Below are 22,321 nucleotides of genomic sequence, written 5' to 3' on the forward strand. Positions count from 1 at the left end.
AGCCGGCAAGCACGCGTTATCGTTAACGACCATCGCTGGCAAGCCAGCTCCCACAGGAAACAAAGGGTTGTCCACACCCCGCACCGAACGAGATCGACCGATGAACAACGCTCTGTCCCAGCTCCAGCCTTACCCGTTCGAAAAGCTCCGCGCCCTGCTCGGCAGCGTCACGCCAACCCCGGACAAGCGCCCTATCGCGCTGTCGATCGGCGAGCCGAAGCATCGTTCGCCAAGCTTCGTCGCCGAGGCCCTGGCCAGCAATCTGGAAAAGATGGCGGTGTACCCGACTACCCTTGGTATCCCGGAGCTGCGTGAGGCCATTGCCGCCTGGTGCGAGCGTCGATTCAACGTCCCGAGCGGCTGGCTCGACCCGGCGCGCAACGTGCTGCCGGTCAATGGCACCCGCGAGGCGCTGTTCGCCTTCACCCAGACTGTGGTTAACCGTGGCGATGACGCTTTGGTGGTCAGCCCGAACCCGTTCTATCAGATCTACGAAGGCGCCGCGTTTCTCGCCGGGGCCAAACCGCATTACCTGCCGTGCCTGGACGAGAACGGCTTCAATCCGGATTTCGACGCGGTCACGCCAGATATCTGGAAGCGCTGCCAGATCCTGTTCCTGTGCTCGCCGGGCAATCCGACCGGTGCGTTGATTCCCGTCGACACGCTGAAGAAGCTGATCGCCCTGGCTGACGAATATGACTTCGTGATCGCTGCCGACGAGTGCTACAGCGAACTGTACTTCGACGAACAAACCCCGCCGCCGGGGTTGCTCAGCGCCTGCGTGGAACTGGGCCGCAAGGACTTCAAGCGTTGCGTGGTGTTCCATAGCCTGTCCAAGCGTTCCAACTTGCCAGGCCTGCGTTCGGGCTTTGTCGCGGGTGATGCGGACATTCTCAAAGGCTTCCTGCTCTATCGCACGTACCACGGCTGCGCGATGCCGGTTCAGACGCAACTGGCCAGCGTTGCCGCGTGGAATGACGAAGTGCATGTACGCGCCAACCGTGCGTTGTATCGAGAGAAATACGATGCGGTGCTGGAGATTCTCAGTCCGGTGATGGATGTCCAGCGTCCGGACGGTGGTTTTTACTTGTGGCCGAATGTTGAAGGTGATGACGAAGCGTTCTGCCGTGATTTGTTCGTAGAAGAACATGTGACGGTGGTACCGGGATCCTACCTGTCGAGGGATGTCCAAGGCGCCAACCCAGGGGCCGGGCGCGTACGCATGGCGTTGGTTGCGCCTCTGGCAGAGTGTGTAGAGGCCGCCGAGCGTATTCGAGACTTCATTATTCGCCGAAAATAAACCTCATCTAATTTCAAACTAAGCCTGTTCGGTGCAACGCCGAGCGGGCTTGACTAAACATCAAGCAACAGCATTAGCCTGGCACAAGCCAAACTCATAAATTACGATTCAACCAACACCCAGCCAACAAACTAAAAGATCAGATCTTATATATTCAATATAAAAACCATCCGATGCACACACGCCACTATTTAAAAACAACAAACATGGAAGTTACTTATGACAACTGCAACGCCCTGCCTGATCAAGGCACCCTCTGACAACCAATTGTCTTATGAAGCGGCGGTCGGCGAAAATCCGGCTAATGGCCCTACTTACTCCGGACGCAATAAAAGGTCGGTGAGTGACCATACAAAATACTGGATGCCAGGAAGAACGTTGAAAATCGCCATAAGCGATTATCAGGACGGAGGTTTCGACATAGTAAAAAACGCCATTGAAAAATGGCTACCCTACGTTAACTTGAAATTTGAATTCATAGAGCTTCCTGACAACGATGAACTTTACGAGGGCGACATTCGGATTTACCTGACGCAGCTGGCCAATAGAATTGCATATTCAACCATCGGAACCGATGCACTCACAGTGCCTGCTTATTTGCACACGATGCAACTGGGGACGAACTACACCTCTACCGGTTATGAATCAGTTGTCCTCCACGAGTTCGGGCACGCCCTCGGATTTCTCCATGAGCACCAACACCCCGACGCCAATATTCCCTGGAATAGAGAATTCACTTATCAGCAATATGCTCTGGAACATGGGTGGTCCAGAGCGCAAGTTGACGGTGCTGTATTCCCTCTTCCACGCGATGCCAGCCAAACCTATGAACCCTATGATCGCTACTCGATCATGCATTACAACGTATTGAACATTTGCACCATCGGAGACTGGGAACAGCCAGAGAACCTGCAACTTAGTGATGGCGACAAAGCCGCGGCTCGCAAAGCTTATCCCTAAATACGTCACGCATGATTGAGTAGGCTGTCGCCGTTATTTCACCACACCCAAATTGGCTTCACTCAAATCCAGCTCCCCCAACACTTCCCGTAACACGTCATCACCAATCTGGTGATGACGACTGAGGTTATACAACGCCAGGCGCTGCGCCCGCAGCGCCTTCAATCGCAGACGCCGCTCCAGCAAATCCATCTGAAACGCCAGAGCCTGGGCTTCAGCGGAATCGTTAAATACCTCCAACTGATGGCGATACTCGGACATGATCCGCGCCTTCAGTTCTGCGGCCAGCGCTGACTGGGCGGCGTCCTGCGGGATTACCTCTTCTGTTTCCAACGCATGAATGGCTGCTTCAGCGGTTTTGCGCCAGGCATCGCGCACTTCATTGCGCCGCTTGTCATCGGAGCTGGCTTCGATGCCGCGCAGCAAGATCGGCAATGCGATGCATGCAACGATCAGCGACAACAGGATCACCCCGGCGGCTATGAAGATCAGCAGGTCGCGCTCCGGAAACACATCACCGCCCATCAACATCGGCACCGACATCACACCGGCCAGCGTTACAGCGCCGCGCACACCGCCGACTGTCAACAACCAACAGGATCGCGCGGTCGGTACCTGGGTCACTTCACCCTTGCCTCGCAGACGTCGGAGCAGCACCGACAAGCGCCAAATGCTCTGCACCCAGACGAAGCGCAGGGCCAGCAGCACCAGAAAAATCGCCACCACGTCCAGCCCGCGATACAGCAACGTCGGCCACAACGAGGTTTCGTGACTGGCCACGGCCTTGACGATATCCGGTAACTGCAAGCCCAGAAGCAGAAAGATCAGCCCGTTGAACGCGAACTCGAGCAATGACCAAACGCTGCGATTGAGCAGACGGGTGTTGGTCTGGCGCGGCAGCAGATCGAGCCAGCTCTGCATCATCCCCGCCGCCACCGCTGACAGAATGCCGGATGCGCCCACCCGTTCGGCCAGCACGTAGGCGGCAAACGGCAACAGCAACATGAACACCACGTGCGTGGCCGGATCGTCCCAGCCGCGGGCGATCATCCACGCGCGCAGGCGCCCGATCAGCCAGCTCAAGGCAACACCGATCGCCAGGCCGCCGACCGCGACCAGAACAAAAGTGACACTGGCATTGGCCAGCGAAAACACGCCGGTCACCGCAGCAGCCAGGGCAAACTTGAACGTCACCAGACCCGAGGCATCGTTCATCAACGCCTCGCCCTGCAAAATGTGCATCAACGGCGTCGGCAGGCGATTGCGGGCAATTGCAGAGACGGCGACCGCATCCGTCGGCGACAGCACGGCAGCCAGGGCAAACGCGACCGGGAGCGGCACACTCGGCAGCAGCCAGTGAATGAAATAGCCGGCGCCGACCACGGTGAACAGCACCAGCCCCACGGCCAGCGTCAGGATCGGCCCGCGAAGGTGCCAGAATGCACGTTTGGGCATGCGCCAGCCGTCGGAGAACAACAGCGGTGGCAGGAACAGAAACAGGAACAGTTCGGGGTCGAGGGCGACATGCAGGCCCAGGGTCGGCCAGGCGAGCAAGGCACCCGCGGCAATCTGCACCAGCGGCAATGGCAGCGGCACCACCCGTCCGATCAGGCGTGAAACACCGACCAGCATCAACAGAATCAGGACGGTATAAGCGGTTTGCATAAAGCGGAAATCTCAGACAATCGACAGCGTTGAACTGCCATATTAGCCGCTTAGGATGCTTCAGGCTGTTGTACCTATGTCGCAGTCCCTTTGTGGGAAATCGACCTCAAGCGCCGCGAAACCATCCGGTCATGGCATAATCCGACACCTTTTTTCTCCAGCACCTGTAAAGGGGGCAATTCCTTGACCGTTTCAAGCAAAACGTTGCACCTTTTCGGCATCAAAGCCTGCGACACCATGAAAAAGGCGCGCACCTGGCTCGATGAACACGCTGTCAGCTATGACTTCCATGATTACAAAGCGGTCGGCATCGACCGCGAACACCTGACCCAATGGTGCAACGAGCACGGCTGGGAAGTGGTGTTGAACCGTGCAGGCACGACCTTTCGCAAGCTCGACGACGAACGCAAAGCCGATCTCGACCAGTCGAAAGCCATTGAACTGATGCTCGCACAACCTTCGATGATCAAGCGCCCGGTGCTCGATTTCGGTGACCGAACCCTGATTGGCTTCAAGCCAGATATCTACGCGGCCGCACTCAAGTAAGCAGCCCGTTCAATTTGTTAGAGGTATCAACATGTCCACTACCCCATTCAGCCTGGCCTTTGGTGTCGGCACTCAAAACCGTCAAGGCGCATGGCTGGAAGTGTTTTACGCACAGCCACTGCTCAACCCGTCGGCGGAACTGGTCGCTGCCATCGCTCCGATCCTGGGCTACAGCGAAGGCAACCAGGCCATCACTTTCACCACCGCTCAGGCTTCGCAACTGGCCGAAGCCGTCAAAGGCGTCGACGCTGCACAGGCCGCCCTGCTGACCCGTCTGGCCGAAAGCCACAAGCCGCTGGTCGCCACCGTGCTGGCTGAAGACGCCCAACTGTCTTCGACCCCTGAGGCGTACCTCAAGCTGCACCTGTTGTCCCATCGCCTGGTCAAGCCGCACGGCCTGAACCTGGCCGGCATCTTCCCGTTGCTGCCGAACGTGGCCTGGACCAGCCAGGGCGCGATCGACCTGTCCGAACTGGCCGAGCATCAACTGGAAGCCCGCCTGCGTGGCGAGTTGCTGGAAGTGTTCTCGGTGGACAAGTTCCCGAAAATGACCGACTACGTGGTTCCGGCCGGCGTGCGTATCGCTGACGCCGCGCGTCTGCGTCTGGGCGCCTACGTGGGCGAAGGCACCACCGTGATGCACGAAGGCTTCATCAACTTCAACGCCGGCACCGAAGGTCCGGGCATGATCGAAGGCCGTGTGTCCGCTGGCGTATTCGTCGGCAAGGGCTCCGACCTGGGCGGCGGTTGCTCGACCATGGGCACCCTGTCGGGCGGCGGCAACATCGTGATCAAGGTTGGCGAAGGCTGCCTGATCGGCGCCAACGCCGGTATCGGCATCCCGTTGGGCGACCGCAATACCGTTGAGTCTGGCCTGTACGTCACCGCCGGTACCAAAGTGGCGCTACTGGACGAGAACAACAAGCTGGTCAAAGTGGTGAAGGCTCGTGAACTGGCTGGCCAGACCGACCTGCTGTTCCGTCGCAATTCGGAAACCGGTGCCGTGGAATGCAAAACCCACAAGTCGGCGATCGAACTGAACGAAGCGCTGCACGCTCACAACTAAGCGTCGCACGACCTCCTGTAGGAGCGAGCTTGCTCGCGATGGCACTCTCGAAATCGCCATCGCGAGCAAGCTCGCTCCTACACAGGGGGCTGGCGTACGTCCGCCCATGTTCACCAGGGCCCGATAGCATGATGATTCCCTCTCCCTGGCGCGCCGACTTTCCGGCCATCGCCGCCCTGCAACGGCAAGGCCAGACCTATCTGGACAACGCCGCCACCACGCAAAAACCTCAAGCCCTGCTGGATGCCCTGACGCATTACTACGCCAACGGCGCAGCCAACGTGCATCGGGCGCAACACCTGCCCGGCGCGCACGCTACCCAGGCCTTTGAGGACAGCCGCCGCAAAGTCGCGCAATGGCTCAATGCCGGTGACCGCGGACAGATTATCTTTACCCACGGCGCCACTTCCGCGCTGAATCTCCTGGCCTATGGCCTGGAACACTCATTCAATCCGGGCGATGAAATTGTCATCAGCGCCCTGGAGCATCACGCCAACCTGCTGCCGTGGCAGCAACTGGCGCTGCGCCGCGACCTGAAACTGGTGATTCTGCCACTGGATGCCGATGGCGTAATCGACCTCAAAGCCGCCGCGCAATTGATCGGCCCTCGCACGCGCTTGCTGGCGGTCAGTCAGCTATCCAACGTGATCGGCGCCTGGCAGCCTCTGCCCGAGTTGCTGGCGATGGCCAAGGCGTACAACGCATTGACCGTGATCGATGGCGCACAAGGCGTGGTCCATGGTCGCCATGACGTGCAGGCGCTGGGCTGTGATTTTTATGTATTTTCCAGCCACAAGCTCTACGGTCCCGACGGCCTCGGTGCCCTGTTCGGCCGCAACGAAGCGTTGCAACAGTTGCGGCCGTGGCAGTTCGGTGGCGAGATGGTGCTGGACGCTAACTACCACGACGCCCGCTTTCGCCCGGCCCCATTGGGCTTCGAGGCTGGAACACCGCCGATCGCCAGTGTGATCGGCCTGGGGGCAACCCTGGATTATCTCGCCGGACTCGATCAGGACGCCGTGTCTGCCCATGAAGCGGCGCTGCATGACTATTTGCTCAAAGGTCTTGAGGCACGCAACGGCATTCGCTTGCTCGGCAAGCCGCAACTGGCGCTGGCCAGTTTCACCATCGAGGGTGTGCATAACTCGGATCTGGCGCATTTGCTGACCGAGCAAGGCATCGCGGTGCGCGCCGGTCATCACTGCGCCATGCCGCTACTCAAAAGCTTCGAACTGGCCGGAGCGATCCGGGTTTCGTTGGCGCTCTACAATGATTCCGAAGATCTGGAGCGTTTCTTTGAGGCACTGGATCAGGCACTGGAGTTATTGCGATGAACCTGCCTGACGATGCCGTCACCGCACTCGAAACCTTTCAGGCCGCCACTGGTTGGGAACAGCGGGCACGGTTGTTGATGCAGTGGGGCGAACGTCTGCCTGCGTTGAGCGATGCGCAGATGTGTGAAGCCAACCGCGTGCACGGCTGTGAAAGCCAGGTGTGGCTGGTGGGCGAATTGCGCGATGGCCATTGGCAATTCAGCGCCAACAGCGATGCGCGGTTGATTCGTGGGCTAGTGGCGTTGCTGCTGGCGCGGGTCAATGGCTTGTCGGCGACTGAGTTGCAGCAGGTGGATCTACATGACTGGTTCAATCAATTGGGATTGGGGCGGCAGTTGTCGCAGTCGCGTAGTAATGGCCTGAATGCGGTGTTGCAGCGGATGCGTGAGTTAGCCTTCGCGGCTTCATGATGATTGTTCGGCGCCACACAATCCTGTAGGAGCCGGCTTGCTGGCGATCCAGACGCCGCGGTGTGTCAGGCATACCGTGTCGCCCGCATCGCCAGCCAGCCGGCTCATGCAGGGGAAGGGTTCAAGCTTGGGGTTTGACCCGCTCCGCCGGCCGTCGAACGCCTGCCACAATCTTGTCCACAGCCTTGGTCGCCGCGACCATGCCAAACGTCGCCGTCACCATCATCACCGCGCCAAAGCCACCGGCGCAGTCGAGCTTCACGCCATCGCCGACAAAACTCTTCTGCAAGCAAATGCTGCCGTCCGGTTTCGGATAGCGCAGTTGCTCGGTGGAGAACACGCACGGCACGCTGTAATGGCGGGTCACGGTGCGCGAGAAGCCATAGTCGCGACGCAGCGTGGAGCGCACTTTCGAGGCCAGCGGGTCATTGAACGTACGGTTGAGGTCGCACACCTGGATCAACGTCGGATCAATCTGCCCGCCCGCGCCGCCGGTGGTGATGATCTGGATCTTGCGGCGCTTGCACCAGGCGATCAGTGCCGCTTTCGCATTCACGCTATCGATGCAGTCGATCACGCAATCGATGTTCGGCGTGATGTATTCAGCCATGGTGTCGCGGGTCACGAAGTCCGGCACGGCGTGCACCGTGCAGTCCGGGTTGATGCCGCGCAAGCGCTCGGCCATCACCTCTACTTTTGGTTTTCCGACGGTGCTGTCCAGTGCGTGCAACTGACGGTTGGCGTTGCTGACGCAGACGTCGTCGAGGTCGAACAGCGAAATCTCGCCCACACCACATCGGGCCATGGCTTCCGCCGCCCAGGAACCGACGCCACCGACGCCGACGATCGCCACATGGGCGGCTTTCAGGCGCTGCAGGCCTTCGATGCCATACAAGCGGGCGATGCCAGCAAACCGCGGATCTTCTGTACTCATGACCATTACCCCAAAAACCGGCGCGCATTATAGGGCTTCGCGGCGCCAAGTTTTAAGTTTCCCGCTACAAGTGTAAGAACTTATGTGAAAGCACATTGCCCAATGTCCGGTATTTCCCTGTCCGGTGTACGTTCAGTGAAGCGCCAGTGTAGGATGCGCGCCCTTCTGCGGCCGCCGACCGTTCATTTGTTCCACAGTCTTTGGAACCTGAAATAGCTATGTCATCGCGTAAATTTGGACTCAACCTGGTGGTGGTGCTCGCCATCGCTGCCATGTTTACCGGCTTCTGGGCGTTGATCAATCGCCCGGTCACCGCTCCCAACTGGCCTGAACAAATCTCCGGCTTCTCGTATTCGCCGTTCCAGCAAGGCCAATTCCCCCAAAAAGAACAGTATCCGACCGACGATCAAATGCGTCGCGACCTGGAGATCATGAGCAAGCTGACGGACAACATCCGTACTTACTCGGTCGACGGGACGCTGGAGAACATCCCCAAACTGGCGGAAGAGTTCGGCCTGCGGGTAACGCTGGGGATCTGGATCAGCCCAGACCAGGAACGCAACGAACGGGAAATCACCCGCGCCATCGAAATCGCCAATTCCTCGCGCAGCGTGGTTCGCGTGGTGGTCGGTAACGAGGCAATCTTCCGCAAGGAAATCACCGCCCAGGAACTCAGTGTTCTGCTGGACCGCGTCCGTGCTGCCGTGAAAGTGCCGGTGACCACGTCCGAGCAGTGGCACGTCTGGGAAGAGCACCCGGAACTGGCCAAGCACGTCGACCTGATCGCCGCGCACGTTCTGCCGTACTGGGAGTTCGTTCCCATGGACAAGGCCGGGCAGTTCGTCCTCGACCGCGCCCGCGACCTGAAAAAGATGTTCCCGAAAAAACCGCTGCTGCTGTCCGAAGTGGGTTGGCCGAGCAACGGTCGCATGCGCGGTGGCGCCGATGCGTCGCCGGCGGATCAGGCGATCTACCTGCGTACGCTGGTCAACAAGCTCAACCGCCAGGGCTTCAACTACTTCGTGATCGAAGCGTTTGACCAGCCTTGGAAGGCCAGCGACGAAGGTTCCGTGGGCGCCTATTGGGGCGTGTTCAACGCCGCGCGCCAGCAGAAATTCAATTTCGAAGGCCCGGTAGTGGCGATTCCGCAATGGCGCGTGTTGGCCATCGGCTCCGTGGTGCTGGCGCTGCTGTCGCTGACCTTGCTGATGATCGACGGTTCGGCCCTGCGTCAACGTGGCCGGACCTTCCTGACATTTGTCGCGTTCCTGTGCGGTTCGGTGCTGGTGTGGATCGGTTATGACTACAGCCAGCAATACAGCACCTGGTTCAGCCTGACGGTTGGATTCTTGCTCGCCCTCGGTGCGCTCGGGGTGTTCATCGTGTTGCTCACCGAAGCCCATGAACTGGCAGAAGCCGTGTGGGTGCACAAACGCCGGCGCGAGTTCCTGCCGGTGGAAGGCGACTCCACGTACCGCCCGAAAGTCTCGATCCATGTGCCGTGCTACAACGAGCCGCCGGAGATGGTCAAACAGACCCTCAACGCCTTGGCCAACCTCGACTATCCGGACTTCGAAGTCTTGATCATCGACAACAACACCAAGGACCCGGCGGTCTGGGAACCGGTTCGCGACTATTGCGAAACCCTCGGCCCGCGCTTCAAGTTCTTCCACGTTGCGCCATTGGCCGGTTTCAAGGGCGGCGCGTTGAACTACCTGATTCCGCACACCGCTAAGGATGCCGAAGTGATCGCGGTGATCGACTCCGATTACTGCGTTCACCCGAACTGGCTCAAGCACATGGTGCCGCACTTCGCCGATCCGAAAATCGCCGTGGTGCAGTCGCCGCAGGACTATCGCGACCAGAACGAAAGCACCTTCAAAAAGCTCTGCTACGCGGAATACAAAGGCTTCTTCCACATCGGCATGGTCACCCGCAACGACCGTGACGCGATCATCCAGCACGGCACCATGACCATGACCCGTCGCTCAGTGCTCGAAGAACTCGGCTGGGCTGACTGGTGCATCTGTGAAGACGCCGAACTGGGCCTGCGCGTGTTCGAAAAAGGCTTGTCGGCGGCGTATTACCACGACAGCTACGGCAAGGGCCTGATGCCCGATACCTTTATCGACTTCAAGAAACAGCGCTTCCGCTGGGCCTACGGTGCGATTCAGATCATCAAGCGTCACACCGCCAGCCTGCTGCGCGGCAAGGACACCGAACTGACCCGTGGCCAGCGCTACCACTTCCTCGCGGGCTGGTTGCCGTGGGTGGCGGACGGCATGAACATCTTCTTCACCGTCGGTGCGCTATTGTGGTCGGCGGCGATGATCATCGTGCCGCAACGGGTCGATCCGCCGCTGCTGATTTTCGCGATCCCACCGTTGGCGCTGTTCGTGTTCAAGGTCGGCAAGATCATCTTCCTCTACCGCCGTGCGGTGGGCGTGAACCTCAAAGATGCGTTCTGCGCGGCACTGGCGGGGTTGGCGTTGTCGCACACCATCGCCAAAGCGGTGCTGTACGGCTTTTTCACCAGCAGCATTCCGTTCTTCCGCACGCCGAAAAATGCCGATAACCATGGCTTCTGGGTGGCGATTTCGGAAGCCCGCGAAGAGATGTTCATCATGATGCTGTTGTGGGGCGCGGCGCTGGGGATTTTCCTGGTGCAGGGTTTGCCGAGCAATGACATGCGCTTCTGGGTGACGATGTTGCTGGTGCAGTCGCTGCCGTACGTGGCGGCACTGATCATGGCGTTCCTGTCGTCGCTGCCGAAACCGGCATCCAGGGCTGAAACGGCACCTGCTGTCTAAATATGGGCGGATGCACTAAACGGCGGCCAATGGTCGCCGTTTTGCTTTAAGATAACCGCCATTTTGCGGGGCTTGGCGTGATATCCATCCCTGTGGAAGCCAGCCTGCTGGCTCCCACATTTAGTCCGCGCCCACATTCATGATTTCCGGAGTTTTCCATGACGGCCCACGCCGACCTTTCGCCGACCCTCCAACTCGCCATCGACCTGATCCGCCGCCCGTCCGTGACGCCGGTCGACGCCGATTGCCAGAAGCAGATGATGCAGCGCCTGGGCGATGCCGGTTTTGCACTCGAGCCGATGCGCATCGAAGATGTGGATAACTTCTGGGCCACCCACGGCAAACACGACGGCCCGGTGCTGTGCTTCGCCGGTCACACCGACGTAGTGCCGACCGGTCCGGTAGCCGCCTGGCAGATCGACCCGTTCAACGCGGTGATCGACGAACACGGCATGCTCTGCGGCCGTGGCGCGGCGGACATGAAAGGCAGCCTGGCGTCGATGACCGTGGCCGCCGAGCGCTTTGTCGCGGACTACCCGGATCACAAGGGCAAAGTCGCGTTCCTGATCACCAGCGACGAAGAAGGCCCGGCGCATCACGGCACCAAGGCTGTGGTTGAGCGTCTGGCGGCGCGCAAGGAGCGTCTGGACTGGTGCATCGTCGGCGAACCGTCGAGCACCACGCTGGTGGGCGACGTGGTCAAGAACGGTCGTCGCGGCTCCCTCGGCGCCAAGCTGACCGTGCGCGGCAAGCAAGGCCATGTGGCCTATCCGCACCTGGCGAAAAACCCGATCCACCTCGCTGCCCCGGCACTGGCCGAACTGGCCGCCGAGCACTGGGACCACGGCAACGACTTCTTCCCGCCGACCAGTTTCCAGATCTCCAACGTCAATTCCGGGACCGGCGCGACCAACGTGATTCCGGGTGACCTGGTGGCGGTGTTCAACTTCCGCTTTTCCACCGAGTCCACTGTTGAAGGCCTGCAAAAGCGCGTCGCCGACATCCTCGACAAACACGCCCTGGACTGGCATATCGACTGGGCGCTGTCCGGCCTGCCGTTCCTCACCGAACCAGGCGCACTGCTCGACGCAGTGTCGTCGAGCATCAAGGACATCACTGGCCGTGAGACCAAGGCGTCTACCAGCGGTGGCACTTCCGACGGGCGTTTTATTGCGACGATGGGCACGCAAGTGGTTGAACTGGGGCCGGTCAACGCGACCATCCACCAGGTCAACGAGCGGGTATTGGCGGCCGACCTCGATGTGCTGACCGAAATCTACTATCAGACCCTGATCAAGTTGCTCGCCTGATGCTCGCGTGTCCGATCTGCAGCGAACCGCTCAATGCGGTGGACAACGGCGTGGCCTGCCCCGCCGGGCATCGTTTCGACCGCGCGCGTCAGGGTTACCTGAACCTGTTGCCAGTGCAGCACAAGAACAGCCGTGACCCCGGGGATAACCAGGCGATGGTCGAAGCCCGCCGTGACTTCCTGAACGCCGGGCACTACGCGCCGGTGGCCAAGCGTCTGGCGGAGCTGGCAGCGAGCTATGCGCCGCAACGCTGGCTCGACATTGGTTGTGGCGAGGGTTACTACACCGCGCAAATCGCCGATGCCTTGCCGGATGCCGAAGGCTACGCCCTGGACATTTCCCGCGAAGCAGTCAAACGCGCCTGCAAACGCAATCCGAAACTGACCTGGTTGATCGCCAGCATGGCACGGGTGCCGTTGGCTTCCGGTAGCTGCCAGTTTCTGGCCAGCGTCTTCAGCCCGCTGGACTGGGATGAAGCGAAACGCCTGCTCAGCCCCGGCGGCGGCCTGATGAAAGTTGGACCGACCAGCGGCCACCTGATGGAATTGCGTGAGCGGCTGTACGACGAAGTCCGTGAATACATTGACGACAAGCACCTGGACCTGGTGCCGGAAGGCATGACGCTGGCGCACAGCGAGACGCTGACGTTCAAGCTGACGCTGGTCAGTGGCCAGGACCGCGCCAACCTGTTGGCGATGACACCCCACGGCTGGCGCGCCAGTGCCGAGCGTCGTGCGGCGGTGATCGAGCAGGCCGAGCCGTTCGAGACCACCGTATCGATGCGCTACGATTACTTCGTTCTTCAATAACCCTTTGGCCTCGGGCACGTGCCCGGGGCCGGCTAAATCCGCGAATGGATTTTTCAGACACGCAGTGAGGACATCCATGCGCCAACCCGATATCGAGATTTACCTGAAAGACGCCGACGTCGACCACAAAGCCATCTCGGCCTGGCTCGGTGCCGCATTGGGCCCGTGCACCGACTGGGTCCAGAAAGGCCAGACCTACAAATGCAAGGCCGGCAACGTGCCGGTGACCTGGTTACCGAAAGCCGTAGGAAAGTGGAACAGCCTGTACCTGGAAAGCGACCAGACGCCGTGGGAAGACGACATCGCCTGCGCCCGCGCTGCGTTTGCCGCACTGAACGTCGAAGTGCGTTGCGCGCCGGGCAGCTGGGTCGAGGAAGAAGGTGAAGAGACGGCGGATCGCTGGATTCGCATCAGCGCCGATGGTGAAGAAGAGATCACCTGGAAAACCGCGTAATCCGAGAGCAACTCAAACCTGTAGGAGCCGGCTTGCTGGCGATCATGACGACGCCGTCTGCCTGACACTTCGTCATCGCTGGCAAGCCAGCTCCTACAAGGTCTTCTTACAAGCCGACGACGTCTTCGGCCTGCAAACCCTTCTCTCCCGTTACCACCGCATATTCAACCTGCTGGCCTTCGGTCAGCGAACGGTGGCCTTCACCGCGAATCGCGCGGTAATGCACGAACACGTCCACCCCGTCCTCGCGTTGAATAAAGCCGTAGCCCTTGGCGTCGTTGAACCACTTCACATTGCCGGTTTCGCGCGTAGCCATGTCAGTACCCCCTTGTTTTTATTTTGAGCGGCCGAGTATATGACAGGTACAGAAACTCTCAACTACAGATTGGTTGACTGCTTTTTTGCCGATTTTCGACGAATCCGGCACACTATCGCCCTCCCGAGCAAACGCTCGGTTTTATTCACTCATGCAGAAGCCGTATGACCCGCTCCCCGTTCCGCCGTCTTGTGTTTGGCACCCTGCGCCGACTGTTGTATCTCTGGGTTCGCTCGGAAACGATCAACCAGTCGTCGTTCACCCTCAACCTCGACCGCAGTCGTCCGGTGTTCTACGTCCTGCAAAACCCTTCGCTGACCGACCTTGCGGTGGTCGACACCGAATGCACCAAGGCCGGCCTGCCTCGCCCGGTGCTGCCGGTATCGGTGGGCAATCTGCTGGAACCGGCCGCGTTCTTTTACCTGACTCCCGATCCCGACTGGCTTGGCCGTCAGGACAAGCGCGGCGCACCGCCGACCCTGACCCGGCTGGTCAGCGCCTTGAGCCAGAACGCCGCCGAAGACGCGCAGATCATTCCGGTCAGCGTGTTCTGGGGCCAGTCGCCCGACAGCGAATCGAGTCCGTGGAAACTGTTGTTCGCCGACAGCTGGGCCGTCACCGGCCGCTTGCGTCGCCTGCTCAGCATCATCGTACTGGGGCGCAAGACCCGCGTGCAGTTCTCCGCGCCGATTCACTTGCGCGAACTGATCGAGCACAACAAGGGCCACGAGCGCACCGTGCGCATGGCCCAGCGCATCCTGCGGGTGCACTTTCGCAACCTGAAAGCCGCCGTCATTGGCCCGGACATTTCCCACCGGCGCAACCTGGTCAAAGGCCTGCTCAATCAGCCATTGGTCAAGCAAGCGATCCTCGATGAAGCCGAGCGCGAGAACATCTCGCCGGAGAAAGCCAAGGCCCAGGCCCTGCGCTATGGCAACGAGATCGCCTCGGACTACACCTACACGGCCATCCGTTTCCTCGAAGTGGTGCTGAGCTGGTTCTGGAACAAGATCTACGACGGCATCAAGGTCAACCACATCGAAGGCGTGCAGAAGGTCGCCCAGGGTCACGAAGTGATCTATGTGCCGTGCCACCGCAGCCACATCGACTATCTGCTGCTGTCCTATCTGCTGTTCCGCAACGGCCTGACCCCACCGCACATCGCCGCCGGGATCAACCTGAACATGCCGGTGATCGGCAGCCTGCTACGCCGTGGCGGCGCGTTCTTCATGCGCCGCACGTTCAAGGGCAACCCGCTCTACACCTCGGTGTTCAACGAATACCTGCATACCCTGTTCACCAAAGGCTTCCCGGTGGAGTACTTCGTCGAGGGCGGCCGTTCGCGCACCGGGCGCATGCTGCAACCGAAAACCGGGATGCTGGCGATCACCCTGCGCAGCTTCCTGCGTTCGTCTCGCATGCCCATTGTGTTCGTGCCGGTGTACATCGGTTACGAGCGTGTGCTGGAGGGCCGGACGTATCTCGGCGAACTGCGCGGTGCGACCAAGAAGAAAGAATCGATCTTCGACATCTTCAAAGTCATCGGCGCGCTCAAGCAGCGCTTTGGCCAAGTGGCGGTGAACTTCGGCGAGCCAATCAAACTGGCCGAATTCCTCGACAGTGAGCAGCCGGACTGGCGCCAACAGGAGCTCGGTCCGCAATTCAAACCGGCCTGGCTCAACGAAACCACCAACCGCCTTGGCGAGAAAGTCGCACAGCATCTCAACGAGGCGGCGGCAATCAACCCGGTCAACCTCGTCGCGCTGGCGCTGCTGTCCACCAGCCGCCTGGCCCTGGATGATCGCGCGATGGCGCGGGTGCTGGACCTGTATCTGGCGCTGTTGCGCAAGGTGCCGTACTCACCGCACACCACGTTGCCGGAAGGCGACGGCCGCGCGTTGATCGAGCACGTCAAGGACATGGACTTGCTGTCCGAGCAGAGCGATGCGTTGGGCAAGATTCTGTATCTGGATGAGCAGAACGCCGTCCTGATGACCTACTACCGCAACAACGTGCTGCACATTTTCGCGCTGCCGGCGCTGCTGGCGAGCTTCTTCCAGAGTGCGTCGCGCATGAGCCGCGAGCAGATCCTGCGCTACACCCGCGCGCTGTATCCGTACCTGCAGGCGGAGCTGTTCATTCGCTGGTCGCTGGATGAGCTCGACGCGGTGATCGATCAATGGCTGGAAGCGTTCGTCGAGCAAGGCCTGCTGCGTTTCGAGAACAACGTCTACCTGCGTCCGGCACCGAGTTCGCGGCATTTCGTGTTGCTGACGCTGTTGTCGAAAAGCATCGCCCAGACCTTGCAGCGCTTCTACATGACCGTGTCCCTGCTGCTCAACAGTGGCCAGAACAGCATCAGCGCCGAAGAGCTGGAAGACCTGTGCACGGTCATGGCCCAGCGCCTGTCGATCCTGCATGGTTTGAACGCCCCGGAGTTCTTCGACAAGAGCCTGTTCCGCCACTTCATCCAGACCCTGCTCGATCTCGACGTGCTCAAGCGCGATGAAGCCGGCAAACTGAGCTATCACGAACTGCTTGGCGAACTGGCGGAAGGCGCAGCTAAACGGGTACTGCCAGCGGAGATTCGCTTGTCGATCCGGCAGGTGGCGTTGCATCGCAGTGAAGATGCGGCGGACCAGCCTGTCGTGCAGCCCGAGCCCTGACGCAAAAACATGTGGGAGCAAGCCTGCGCCCATTTTGAAAGGAGTTCTCCAGTGAAAAAACTTTCGCTATTGGCCATGACTGCTCTACTGGGAGCCTGCCAATCCATGCAGCCTGCGCCTAAAGCCAGCCTCGATGGCGAGGTGTTCTACCTGCAACGCATCGCCCTGCCACCGAACGCGACCCTCAGCGTCAGCCTGCAGGACATCTCACTCGCCGACGCCCCGGCGAAGGTCATCGACGAACAACGAGGCCCGGTAAAAGGTCAGGTACCATTGGCGTTCCATCTCAGCTACGACCCGCTGAAGATAGAACCTGACCACCGTTACTCAGTGAGTGCCCGCATTGAAGTCGACGGCCAACTGATGTTTATTACCACCGAAAATCACGCCGTGCGACTGGACGGTTCCGACCCACAACCCGTGAAGGTCCGCGTCGATCCGGCCCGCTAAGTGTTTTCGAAAAAGGAAGTTGCCATGTTCCGCCCTACCCTCCGTTTCGCCGGCCTGTGTGCAGGTTTGATGATCTCCGCCAGCGCCCTGGCGCTGTCCCTTGGCGACCTGTCACAGAAAGACGCCACCGGCGGACTCAAGGACGCCCTGACCCAAGGCGCGCAACTGGCCGTGAAACAACTCGGCACCCCGGGCGGTTTCAGCAACAACCCGGACGTGAAAATCGAACTGCCGGGCAAGCTGGGCAAGGTCGCCAGCAAAATGAAACAGTTCGGCATGGGCGATCAGGTCGATCAGTTGGAAACCAGCATGAACAAAGCGGCGGAAACCGCTGTGACCCAGGCCCAGCCGATCCTCGTGGATGCGGTAAAGAAAATGTCCGTGGAAGACGCCAAGGGCATCCTCAGCGGCGGCAACGATTCGGCTACGCAATACCTGAACAAAACCAGCCGCGAACAGATCCGCGCCAAGTTCCTGCCGATCGTCAAGCAGGCCACCGACCAGGTGGGCCTGGCCAAGCAGTACAACTCGTTCGCCGGGCAAGCCGCAACCATGGGCGTGATCGATACCAAGAACGCCAACATCGAAAGCTACGTCACCGAACAGGCGTTGAATGGCTTGTTCGAAATGATCGGCAAACAGGAAGAAACCATCCGCCAGAACCCGGCGGCTGCAGCGACCAGTTTGGCGAAGAAGGTGTTTGGTACGCTCTGAGCCGCCCCCCAAAACCTGTGGGAGCAGTCTTGCTCCCACAGGTTCAGGCCGCTGATACGGGTCTTAGAAAGAACACCCACTCGCGGCCCATCTTGCGTTTCTCGAACAGCTTCAATGCGACCAGCCCATTCAGCGTGGCTGATGCAGTGTTGTAAGAGCAACCCAGGTTTTCCTTCACATTGACCGCCGTGAACTCCTTGGCCATTCCGCTCTTGGCCACCTGAAACAATGCCCGCTGTTTCTCGGTGAGCTGGTCGAGAAATCCACTTTCACGCAACCAGCAATCAAATTGCTGCGTATCGTCCAGCCTTTTGCGATACGTCCCGATGAAACTGTCCACAGCCCGTAACACCACCGAACACTGGAAATCGATGAAGTACGACAGATCCAGATCATCCGCCTCGGTATTCAAATAAGAGCGACCGTACTTCAACGGCGCATTGCGCAACAAAACACTGATGGCGATGTAACGAAACGCCGAGTATTCATTTTTGAACATGAACCAATAGAACAACGCCCGTGCCACCCGACCGTTACCGTCACGAAAAGGATGCTCGTAGCCCAAGACAAAATGCAGCGAGATGGCTTTGATCAATGGATGAAGGTAGTCCGCCTGATGAGGGTTGCCATGGGGTTGGTTGAACCACGTCGCCAGCCTCTGCAAGCGTGACACCAGCCCTGTTGCAGGTGGTGGCGAATGCACCGTGTTGCCATCGCCGTCCTGAACGACGACATCATCGTTGGTCCTGAAGGCTCCGGGCGAATACAGCGAATCGTCAATTCCCTCGACGCCAACTCGATGCATGGCTGCAATCAGCTCAATGCTCAGTGGCTCATAACGCTGCTCCCAAGCGAAGTTCATCATCTTGAAGTTGCCGATGACCATTCGCTCATCCGGCGTGCGCGGAGCGCGATGGCGCTTAAGCATGTCCTTGGCCACCCGCGTCGTGGTGGACGCACCTTCGAGCTGGCTGCTGCTGATGGCTTCGTCTTCGATCAGATCATTTAGCAAATAGCTGAAATGCGCGCGCTCGCCAATCTGGCCGGTCATGTACTCCAGCACGGCGGTTGTCGCCTGGCGATCCACTGCGCAAATGGCTTTTTGCGCCAGCGGCGTGAGCATGAATTTCAGCCAGCGCGCCGGCTCACCCAATGGCAAAAGGCTCGAATACTGTGCAGTCCGCGCTTTCTTGACCAAGGCCCAGCACAGGTTCGCATCCAGCCCAGGCGCCCAGCGGTAGCGCAATGAATCGAACGGCAGGTAACGCCCCTGATCATCCAGGGGCTTGAGCAAAGCGAGGTATTGCGAAAGGCGTTCCTTGTGGGGTGATCGCAACAGCCGATCAAACACCGGATCTGAGCCGCCTTTCAATGTGGGTGGGTTTTTCATGGTGCTGTCTCAAACATGCGCAAAACCGGGCACTGAGTACAACAGCTGAGCTTTTTAGCCTCAATATCAGACGGGTCCGAGATTGATGTAGGAACAGTGAAAATCGGCTCAAAGATCAGACCGACTCCTTCCTGACCCGAAACCAGGCCGCATACAACGCCGGCAAAAACAGCAGCGTCAACGCCGTAGCAACAATCAACCCCCCCATGATCGCCACCGCCATCGGCCCGAAAAACACGCTGCGCGACAGCGGAATCATCGCCAAAACCGCCGCCAGCGCTGTCAACACGATGGGCCGGAACCGCCGCACCGTCGCCTCGATAATCGCCTGCCAAGGCTTGAGCCCCGCCGCGATATCCTGCTCGATCTGATCCACCAGAATCACTGAGTTACGCATGATCATCCCGGACAACGCGATGGTCCCGAGCATCGCGACAAAACCGAACGGCTGACGGAACACCATCAAGAACAGCGTCACCCCGATCAGCCCCAACGGCGCCGTCAGAAACACCATCGCCGTGCGCGAGAAGCTGCGCAATTGCAGCATCAGCAAGGTCAGCACCACCACGATGAACAACGGCACGCCCGCCTTCACCGAGTTCTGCCCACGGGCCGAATCCTCGACGGTGCCACCCACATCCAGCAAGTAGCCATCGGGCAATTCAGCACGAATCGGATCGAGTGTCGGCATGATCTGCTGCACCAGCGTCGCCGGTTGCTCCTTGCCATAAATATCGGCACGAACGGTGACGTTCGGCAGGCGGTTGCGATGCCAGATCACCCCCTCTTCAAAGCCGTACTCCAGCGTCGCAATCTGCGACAGCGCCACGCTGCGACCGTTGTCGGTCGGTACCGCCAGGCTTGGCAGCAACGACAACTCGGTGCGCTCATGCAAGGTGCCGCGCAGCAGGATCTCGATCAATTCGTTGTCTTCGCGATACTGGCTGACGCTGGAACCGGTCAGCGAGCTTTGCAGGAACTTCGACAGGTTCGCCGTGCTCACGCCGAGCGCCCGGGCGCGGTCCTGATCGATGTTCAGGTAGACGACTTTGCTCGGCTCTTCCCAATCCAGGTGGACGTTGGACACGTGCGGGTTCTCGCGAACCTTCGTCGCGACTTTTCGCGCCAGCGCCCGGACTTCCTCGATGTGTTCACCCGTGACCCGGAACTGCACCGGATAGCCAACCGGCGGGCCGTTTTCCAGACGCGTCACCCGTGAGCGCAAGGCCGGGAATTGCTCGTTGAGCGTTGCGATCAGCCAGGTGCGCAGGCTTTCGCGCTCCTCGATGGTTTTCGCCAACACGACAAACTGGGCGAAGCTCGCCGCAGGCAGTTGCTGATCCAGCGGCAGGTAGAAACGCGGCGAACCGGTGCCAACGTAAGCGACGTAATTGTCGATCCCGGCCTTGTCCTTGAGCAGTACTTCAAGGCGCTTGACCTCATCGGCGGTGTTGCTCAGAGAAGCGCCTTCGGCCAGTTTCAGGTCGACCATCAGTTCCAGGCGGCCGGATGCCGGGAAGAACTGTTGCGGTACGAAGCGGAACAGCACGATGGAGGCAATGAACAGCACAACGGTCGCCGTGATCACGGTTTTGCGCCAACGGACGCACCATTCCACCAGCCGCCGAACGCGCTGATAAAACGGTGTAGCGTAGGGATCGGGCTGCCCGGCACCGTGTTTGGCGGCGTGAATTTTCGCCAGATCCGGCAGCAGTTTTTCCCCCAGATAAGGCACAAACAATACCGCCGCCACCCACGATGCCAACAGCGCGATGGTCACCACCTCGAAGATCGAGCGGGTGTATTCGCCAGTGCCCGACTGCGCCGTGGCAATCGGCAGGAAACCGGCCGCCGTGATCAGCGTGCCGGTGAGCATCGGGAACGCAGTGCTGGTCCAGGCGTAGCTCGCGGCTTTGATCCGGTCGAAGCCCTGCTCCATTTTGATCGCCATCATTTCCACGGCGATGATCGCGTCGTCCACCAGCAAGCCCAGGGCCAACACCAGCGCACCGAGGGAAATCTTGTGCAGACCGATGCCCAGGTAATACATGCAGGCGAAGGTCATCGCCAACACCAGCGGAATCGCCAGCGCCACCACCATCCCGGTGCGCACACCAAGGGAGAAGAAGCTCACCAGCAGCACGATAGCCAGCGCTTCCACCAGAACCTGGACGAACTCGCCGACACCGGTTTTCACAGCGGCGGGCTGATCGGACACCTTGCGCAATTGCATCCCGGCCGGGAGGTTTTTCTGGATGCGGTCGAACTCCACTTCCAGTGCCTTGCCCAGCACAAGGATGTCGCCGCCGTCCTTCATCGCTACCGCAAGTCCAATGGCGTTCTCAGCCATGAAGCGCATGCGCGGTGCCGGCGGATCGTTGAACCCACGGCGCACGTCAGCCACATCGGAGATGCGGAAGGTCCGATCACCGACCCGTATCGGAAAGTTTTTTATCTCATCGACTGTCTGAAAATTCCCCGAGACTCGTAGCTGCAATCGCTCGCTGCTGGTTTCGAAGAAGCCAGCGGTGGACACCGCGTTCTGTTCTTCAAGCGCCTGCTGCACCGCCGCCAACGGCAAGCCGAGGGTGGCGAGTTTGACGTTGGAGAGTTCGATCCAGATCTTTTCGTCCTGCAGCCCGAGCAGTTCGACCTTGCCCACATCCTTGACCCGTTGCAGCTGGATCTGGATGCGGTCGGCGTAATCCTTGAGCACGGCGTAGTCGAAACCATCGCCGGTGAGGGCGTAGATGTTGCCGAAGGTAGTGCCGAATTCATCGTTGAAAAACGGCCCTTGAATTCCCGGCGGCAAAGTATGGCGGATGTCGCTGACCTTCTTGCGCACCTGATACCAGAGTTCCGGGATGTCCACCGAGTGCATGGAGTCGCGGGCAATGAACGTCACCTGGGACTCGCCCGGGCGGGAGAACGAAACGATGCGGTCGTACTCACCGGTTTCCATCAGCTTCTTTTCAATGCGCTCGGTGACCTGGCGCGAGACTTCCTGCGCGGTCGCCCCCGGCCAGTTGGTGCGGATCACCATGGCCTTGAAGGTGAACGGCGGGTCTTCGCTTTGGCCGAGTTTGGTGTAGGACAGTGCGCCAACGATCGCCAGCAAGAGCATCAGGAACAGTACGATCTGGCGGTTGCGCAGCGCCCAGGCGGAAAGATTGAAACCCATCGGGGA

The 22,321-nt window shown here is 59.8% G+C and carries 18 protein-coding genes; 13 read left to right on the top strand and 5 right to left on the bottom strand.

Annotation, left to right across the window (positions count from 1 at the left end):
• Positions 1-100: 100 nt before the first annotated feature.
• Together dapC and KHO07_RS23025 are read left to right on the top strand one after the other, a co-directional pair.
• Positions 101-1,300: a succinyldiaminopimelate transaminase gene (gene dapC, locus KHO07_RS23020; RefSeq protein WP_212625625.1), complete on the top strand. Its 1,200-nt coding sequence runs from the start codon at positions 101-103 to the stop codon at positions 1,298-1,300.
• Between the two features lie 219 nt (positions 1,301-1,519).
• On the top strand, positions 1,520-2,260 hold the full coding sequence (locus KHO07_RS23025; protein WP_150732095.1) for a M12 family metallopeptidase: 741 nt from the start codon (positions 1,520-1,522) through the stop codon (positions 2,258-2,260).
• Between the two features lie 33 nt (positions 2,261-2,293).
• Here KHO07_RS23025 and KHO07_RS23030 read toward each other — a convergent pair whose 3' ends face one another.
• Positions 2,294-3,925, bottom strand: a complete 1,632-nt coding sequence (locus tag KHO07_RS23030) for a Na+/H+ antiporter (RefSeq protein WP_150732094.1) — start codon at positions 3,923-3,925, stop codon at positions 2,294-2,296.
• A 237-nt stretch (positions 3,926-4,162) separates the two neighbouring features.
• Between KHO07_RS23030 and KHO07_RS23035 the strand changes: the two genes are divergently transcribed.
• The 4 genes from KHO07_RS23035 (at position 4,163) to KHO07_RS23050 (ending at position 7,281) form a co-directional block, all read left to right on the top strand.
• The gene (locus KHO07_RS23035) at positions 4,163-4,471 is read left to right on the top strand and encodes an arsenate reductase (protein WP_244858321.1); all 309 of its coding nucleotides are present in this window, start codon (positions 4,163-4,165) and stop codon (positions 4,469-4,471) included.
• A gap of 31 nt (positions 4,472-4,502) precedes the next feature.
• A complete protein-coding gene (dapD, locus tag KHO07_RS23040; RefSeq protein ID WP_150732093.1) occupies positions 4,503-5,537 on the top strand; it encodes a 2,3,4,5-tetrahydropyridine-2,6-dicarboxylate N-succinyltransferase in 1,035 nt (344 codons plus the stop codon).
• A gap of 128 nt (positions 5,538-5,665) precedes the next feature.
• Positions 5,666-6,871: a cysteine desulfurase gene (locus tag KHO07_RS23045; RefSeq protein ID WP_212625627.1), complete on the top strand. Its 1,206-nt coding sequence runs from the start codon at positions 5,666-5,668 to the stop codon at positions 6,869-6,871.
• Positions 6,868-7,281 carry a SufE family protein gene (locus KHO07_RS23050; protein WP_212625628.1) on the top strand — a complete coding sequence of 138 codons (414 nt, stop codon included), beginning with the start codon at positions 6,868-6,870 and terminating at the stop codon, positions 7,279-7,281. The genes KHO07_RS23045 and KHO07_RS23050 overlap by 4 nt, the downstream gene beginning before the upstream one ends.
• Positions 7,282-7,402: 121 nt before the next feature.
• Here the strand turns inward: KHO07_RS23050 and tcdA are convergent, their stop codons facing one another.
• Complete coding sequence (gene tcdA, locus KHO07_RS23055) at positions 7,403-8,221, bottom strand: tRNA cyclic N6-threonylcarbamoyladenosine(37) synthase TcdA (protein ID WP_212625629.1); 819 nt, start codon at positions 8,219-8,221, stop codon at positions 7,403-7,405.
• A 212-nt stretch (positions 8,222-8,433) separates the two neighbouring features.
• On the opposite strand from tcdA, the gene KHO07_RS23060 reads away from it, so the two are divergent.
• The 4 genes from KHO07_RS23060 to KHO07_RS23075 all read left to right on the top strand — a co-directional run bounded on the left by KHO07_RS23060 (position 8,434) and on the right by KHO07_RS23075 (position 13,598).
• Entirely contained in the window at positions 8,434-11,025 is a 2,592-nt protein-coding gene (locus KHO07_RS23060) for a glycosyltransferase (RefSeq protein ID WP_212625630.1), read from the top strand.
• Positions 11,026-11,183: 158 nt separating this feature from the next.
• On the top strand, positions 11,184-12,335 hold the full coding sequence (gene dapE, locus KHO07_RS23065; protein WP_212625631.1) for a succinyl-diaminopimelate desuccinylase: 1,152 nt from the start codon (positions 11,184-11,186) through the stop codon (positions 12,333-12,335).
• On the top strand, positions 12,335-13,144 hold the full coding sequence (locus KHO07_RS23070; protein ID WP_150732087.1) for a putative RNA methyltransferase: 810 nt from the start codon (positions 12,335-12,337) through the stop codon (positions 13,142-13,144). Before dapE ends, KHO07_RS23070 begins: the two co-directional genes overlap by 1 nt.
• A 76-nt stretch (positions 13,145-13,220) precedes the next feature.
• Positions 13,221-13,598: a hypothetical protein gene (locus KHO07_RS23075; RefSeq protein WP_020799880.1), complete on the top strand. Its 378-nt coding sequence runs from the start codon at positions 13,221-13,223 to the stop codon at positions 13,596-13,598.
• Positions 13,599-13,704: 106 nt separating this feature from the next.
• Here KHO07_RS23075 and KHO07_RS23080 read toward each other — a convergent pair whose 3' ends face one another.
• Positions 13,705-13,914 carry a cold-shock protein gene (locus KHO07_RS23080; RefSeq protein ID WP_007964248.1) on the bottom strand — a complete coding sequence of 70 codons (210 nt, stop codon included), beginning with the start codon at positions 13,912-13,914 and terminating at the stop codon, positions 13,705-13,707.
• Between the two features lie 164 nt (positions 13,915-14,078).
• On the opposite strand from KHO07_RS23080, the gene plsB reads away from it, so the two are divergent.
• From plsB to KHO07_RS23095, 3 genes are read left to right on the top strand one after another with little or no spacing between them, the layout of a single operon-like run.
• A complete protein-coding gene (gene plsB, locus KHO07_RS23085; protein WP_212625632.1) occupies positions 14,079-16,580 on the top strand; it encodes a glycerol-3-phosphate 1-O-acyltransferase PlsB in 2,502 nt (833 codons plus the stop codon).
• A gap of 51 nt (positions 16,581-16,631) precedes the next feature.
• Positions 16,632-17,030: a YbaY family lipoprotein gene (locus tag KHO07_RS23090; RefSeq protein ID WP_212625633.1), complete on the top strand. Its 399-nt coding sequence runs from the start codon at positions 16,632-16,634 to the stop codon at positions 17,028-17,030.
• Positions 17,031-17,054: 24 nt separating this feature from the next.
• On the top strand, positions 17,055-17,744 hold the full coding sequence (locus KHO07_RS23095; protein ID WP_150732084.1) for a DUF4197 domain-containing protein: 690 nt from the start codon (positions 17,055-17,057) through the stop codon (positions 17,742-17,744).
• Between the two features lie 43 nt (positions 17,745-17,787).
• Here KHO07_RS23095 and KHO07_RS23100 read toward each other — a convergent pair whose 3' ends face one another.
• The gene (locus KHO07_RS23100; protein WP_212625634.1) at positions 17,788-19,134 is read right to left on the bottom strand and encodes a Fic family protein; all 1,347 of its coding nucleotides are present in this window, start codon (positions 19,132-19,134) and stop codon (positions 17,788-17,790) included.
• A 115-nt stretch (positions 19,135-19,249) separates the two neighbouring features.
• Complete coding sequence (locus tag KHO07_RS23105; protein WP_212625635.1) at positions 19,250-22,315, bottom strand: efflux RND transporter permease subunit; 3,066 nt, start codon at positions 22,313-22,315, stop codon at positions 19,250-19,252.
• Between the last annotated feature and the right edge of the window lie 6 nt (positions 22,316-22,321).

This window comes from Pseudomonas sp. PP3 (assembly GCF_905336995.1).
Lineage (GTDB): Bacteria > Pseudomonadota > Gammaproteobacteria > Pseudomonadales > Pseudomonadaceae > Aquipseudomonas > Aquipseudomonas reinekei.